The organism is Homoserinimonas sp. (assembly GCF_056262345.1).
This window is the reverse complement of the sequence record NZ_JBACFR010000271.1, coordinates 1-4,354: the sequence shown is the minus strand read 5'-3', so window position 1 is coordinate 4,354 and position 4,354 is coordinate 1. Positions and strand designations below refer to the sequence as shown.

Genomic DNA, 4,354 nt, shown 5'->3' with positions numbered 1-4,354 from the left:
GTGGGGTCGTCGGGAGAAACCTCGATAACCCCAAACTGATCGGCGAGCGAAATCGGCTGGCGGATCGCGGCAACCGTCACGCCAGCGCCCGACTCGATGTGGGCTTCGATCATCTGACTAAAGTCCATGCGGTACACGTGGTCCGCACCCACGACGACCACAATGTCTGGTTTCTCATCCCGCAGCAGGTTGAGACTCTGCAGGATGGCATCGGCCGAGCCAGCGAACCACCGCTTGCCCAGACGCTGCTGGGCAGGAACCGAGGCCACATAGGAGTTGGTGAGCCCGGAGAGCCTCCAGGTTTGGGAAACATGGCGGTCGAGGCTGTGGGACTTGTACTGGGTGAGCACGACAAGCTGCCGCAGCCCAGAGTTGATGAGGTTCGACAGCGCAAAGTCAATGAGCCGGTAGTTGCCAGCAAACGGCACGGCAGGCTTTGCGCGATCTGCCGTGAGAGGCATGAGCCGCTTGCCTTCGCCGCCAGCAAGAACGATTCCAAAGATCTTCGGGGATGCCATGACCCCACAGTATGCGAGCGCTCCCCTCTGTACTAGGTTGCACTTTGTGAGAGTCGATGTACTGAGCCGAGAATTCCCGCCAGAGGTCTATGGGGGAGCCGGCGTTCACGTTGCCGAACTCGTCCGCGAACTTCGCAAGAACCTCGACGTGCGCGTGCGTTGCTTCGGAGCCGATCGCACAGAGCCCGGCGTAACGGCCTACCGCGCTCCGGCCGAACTCGCGGGTGCAAACCCGGCTCTGGCGACACTCGGCACCGACCTGGAGATGGCACAGGCAACCGAGGGTGCCGATGTCGTGCACTCCCACACCTGGTATGCCAATGGGGCGGGCCACATCGCCTCGCTGCTCCACGACATCCCCCATGTGGTGACCGCTCACAGCCTCGAACCACTACGACCGTGGAAGGCCGAGCAACTCGGCGGTGGATACCGGGTGTCTCGCTGGATTGAGCAGACGGCGTTCGAAGGGGCGGATGCCGTTATTGCCGTTAGCGCGGGAATGCGCGCCGACATCCTGCGCAGCTATCCCGCCCTCGACCCCGACAGAGTCGCGGTGGTACACAACGGAATCGACCTCAACGATTGGACCCCCCGGCACGATCCCGACCTGCTTCGGCGACTAGGAATCGATCCAGACCGGCCCTCCGTGGTTTTTGTTGGCCGCATAACTCGGCAAAAGGGGTTGCCCTATCTGCTGCGGGCCGCCGAACATCTGCCCCAGGGCACGCAACTTGTGCTCTGCGCCGGTGCGCCGGACACACCGGAACTCCTCGCCGAGGTGAAGGATGCGGTCGAGCGCCTGGCCCAGACGCGCGGCAATGTCGTGTGGATCGAACGGCTGCTCAGCAGAACCGAACTAACGACCGTGCTCACGGCGGCGACCACCTTCGTGTGCCCTTCGATCTATGAACCGCTCGGCATCGTGAACCTTGAGGCCATGGCGTGCGGTGCACCTGTTGTCGGAACCGCAACAGGCGGCATCCCCGAGGTGATCGACGACGGAGTGACGGGAATGCTCGTTCCTCTCGACCAAAGGCAGGATGGCACTGGTACCCCTCTGGACCCCGACAGATTTGTCTCCGACCTCGCCGCCGCCCTCACCCAGATGGTGGAGAACCCTGAGCGCTCAGCAGAAATGGGTCGGGCAGGCCGCGAACGCGCCGAGCAGAGCTTCGGCTGGGACCGAATCGCCCAGAGGACCCAGGAGATCTACCAGAGCATCCTGCGCTAAGCGCTGTGTCACGCCGGCCGCACGGGTGACGGGCGATAAGCTTGGTCGTATGGCCAGCGTTCTCCAGCTTTCCGATGTCTCCGTCGTGCGCGACGGCACCACCATCCTCGACTCGATTGACTGGACGGTGGAAGACGACGAACGGTGGGTCATCCTCGGCCCTAACGGTGCGGGCAAGACCACGCTGCTTCAGCTGGCGTCAGCCCTCATCCACCCGACCTCGGGCGAGGCAACTCTGCTCGACTCGAAGCTCGGCAGCGTCGATGTGTTCGAGCTCCGACCGCGCATCGGCTTCGCATCCACGGCGATGGCCCGCCGTCTGCCGCGTAACGAGCGCGTGCTCGACGTTGTGATGACCGCGGCCTATTCGGTCACCGGTCGGTGGACCGAGTCGTACGCAGAAATCGACACTCGGCGCGCGGAGCGGGTGCTGTCAGAGTGGCGCCTCAGCCATCTGGCGGAACGCAAGTTCGGCGATTTGAGCGATGGCGAGCAGAAGCGAGTGCAGATTGCCCGCTCTGTTATGACAGACCCCGAACTTCTGCTGCTCGATGAGCCAGCAGCAAGTCTTGACCTCGGCTCGCGCGAGGAGCTTTTGCACCTGCTCAGCGGGTTCGCATCATCGCCAGAGGCTCCGGCCATCGTGATGGTCACTCATCACGTCGAAGAGATCCCCGTGGGATTCACTCACGCTCTTCTCCTCGCGGATGGCACGGTCAAGGCTGCTGGCCCGATTGACGAGGTGGTGACCTCCGAAACGCTCAGCGAAACGTTCGGTCTTGATCTCGACGTTCGCAACGAGTCCGGCCGCTTCACCGCGAGAGCTGCATAGTCTGATATCGTAGGTAGCTGGCTCCTGAGCCGCGATCTTCTATTTTTGCTTTCCCCTGTCCCACGACATCCATCCCAAGGAATTACCAATGAAGTCTGGCATTCACCCCGAGTACGCACCCATCGTCTTTCGTGACCTCGCGTCGGGCGCCACTTTTCTGACGCGCTCCACTGTCGGCAGCGACAAGACGATCGAGTGGGAAGACGGCAACACGTACCCCGTTATCGACGTTGAAATCTCCTCCGAGTCGCACCCGTTCTACACGGGCAAGCAGCGCATCATGGACTCCGCAGGACGCGTCGAGAAGTTCAAGAACCGTTACAAGGGCTTCGGCTCCTAAGCATTGGCTGCCGGCCTAGCCGGCACCGCAAAAGGGGCGGATGACTTCGGTCATCCGCCCTTTTGCACGCCCGAAAGTGGCAGCCTACCGTTGTGGCCAGAGAGTTGATGCGCTGAACGAGGCGTCCTTGGTGCGACGCATGTAATCCTGAAAGCTCTCAGCCTGGCTCGCGAACCAGGCAATCTGAGCCTCATGGAGAGCCTCGGCGGAGTGGGGGAGTTCCTCCGGATAGCGACGCAGGATCGCCTGGGCCACCCGCCCCGCAGCGATCGCATCCGCAGCAGCGTCGTGAGCCTCCGTGAGAGAAACGCCATAGTGACCCGCAGAGACTTCTAGGGTTCGCTTGCCCCGGCGGTAGCGATCGACCGCCTTGTCGATCACCAGCGGATCGATTATGGGGGTGGGGTTCTCGAGCGGTGCGATGCCATAGCGTCGGCACTCGCGTTCGAGCAGCGACAGATCGTAGGGGGCGTTGAAAATCGTCACGGGAATCTGGCGCAACAGCAGCCCGCGAAGTGTCGCTACGATCTCCGCGACGACCTCGGCAGCTGGCCTGCCCTCTGCGCGAGCACGTTCCGTCGTGATGCCATGGACAGCAGTGGCGCCCGCGGGGATCTCGACCCCGGGATCCGCGAGCCAAGCGTGATGCTCGAGGCTCGCCCCCTCGTCGTTAATGACCCCGACATGGGCAGAGACGATGCGGCTCGTCTCGATATCGACTCCGGTCGTCTCAAGGTCGAAGACCCCGAGCATGTCACCCCAAGATTTCTTCACACTGCAACTCTAGGGGCGGCCTACGACACCGTCCGTGAGGCTAGGCCGGGTACTCGACGTGCAGCCAGTAGAACGCCTGCGTGCCGAGAGTCAGGGTGAGCGAGCCGTCATCGTTCACCGTGGGGAACTCAGAACCGCCGAACAGATCCACAAGCTTTGCACCCGCCAACTGTTCCGCCGTGATCGTGACCGAGACGGGGTTGTGGGAGAAGCTGAAGACACAGAGAACGTCTTCTGCTGCATCGCCAAACTGCGTCCCCGAGCCGGGATACGACCGCACGAAGGCAAGAACCGACTCGTGGTTAGTGTCGACAACCTGCAGGCTGCCGAGGCCGAAAACCGGATGCGCCTTGCGCACATGGATGACGTTGCGCACCCAGTGCAGCAGCGACCTCGATTGAGCGAGCTGTGACTCAACGTTGGTCTGCGAGTAGTGATAAACGAGCGACTGCACCACGGGCAAATAGAGCTTGCCGGGGTCGGCCGAGGAGAAGCCCGCATTGCGGTCGGGGGTCCACTGCATCGGCGTGCGGGACGCATCCCGGTCTGGCAACCAGATGTTGTCGCCCATGCCTATCTCGTCCCCGTAATAGATGAAGGGGCTCCCGGGGAGCGAAAAGAGCAGGGCGTGAGCGAGCTCAAGCTCATCGCGCGAGTTA

6 protein-coding genes are annotated in these 4,354 nt (G+C 62.5%); 3 read left to right on the top strand and 3 right to left on the bottom strand.

From position 1 onward, the window contains the following. Nucleotides 1–518, bottom strand: a 518-nt coding sequence (locus tag AC062T_RS12690) for a sugar phosphate nucleotidyltransferase (RefSeq protein ID WP_476030565.1), incomplete at its 3' end; no start/stop codon positions are given. A gap of 46 nt (nucleotides 519–564) precedes the next feature. Here AC062T_RS12690 and glgA point away from each other — a divergent pair. From glgA to AC062T_RS12675, 3 genes are all read left to right on the top strand, one after another. Then, complete coding sequence (gene glgA, locus AC062T_RS12685) at nucleotides 565–1,749, top strand: glycogen synthase (RefSeq protein ID WP_476030563.1); 1,185 nt, start codon at nucleotides 565–567, stop codon at nucleotides 1,747–1,749. 49 nt (nucleotides 1,750–1,798) lie between these two features. Beyond that, nucleotides 1,799–2,581, top strand: a complete 783-nt coding sequence (locus AC062T_RS12680) for an ABC transporter ATP-binding protein (RefSeq protein ID WP_108516420.1) — start codon at nucleotides 1,799–1,801, stop codon at nucleotides 2,579–2,581. Nucleotides 2,582–2,669: 88 nt separating this feature from the next. Continuing rightward, nucleotides 2,670–2,921: a type B 50S ribosomal protein L31 gene (locus tag AC062T_RS12675; protein ID WP_108516418.1), complete on the top strand. Its 252-nt coding sequence runs from the start codon at nucleotides 2,670–2,672 to the stop codon at nucleotides 2,919–2,921. 84 nt (nucleotides 2,922–3,005) lie between these two features. Here the strand turns inward: AC062T_RS12675 and AC062T_RS12670 are convergent, their stop codons facing one another. Together AC062T_RS12670 and AC062T_RS12665 are read right to left on the bottom strand one after the other, a co-directional pair. Next, complete coding sequence (locus tag AC062T_RS12670) at nucleotides 3,006–3,695, bottom strand: exonuclease domain-containing protein (RefSeq protein WP_476030561.1); 690 nt, start codon at nucleotides 3,693–3,695, stop codon at nucleotides 3,006–3,008. A gap of 40 nt (nucleotides 3,696–3,735) precedes the next feature. Next, nucleotides 3,736–4,354 (bottom strand): alpha-glucosidase C-terminal domain-containing protein (locus AC062T_RS12665; RefSeq protein WP_476030559.1); only part of this gene is annotated, 619 nt, incomplete at its 5' end.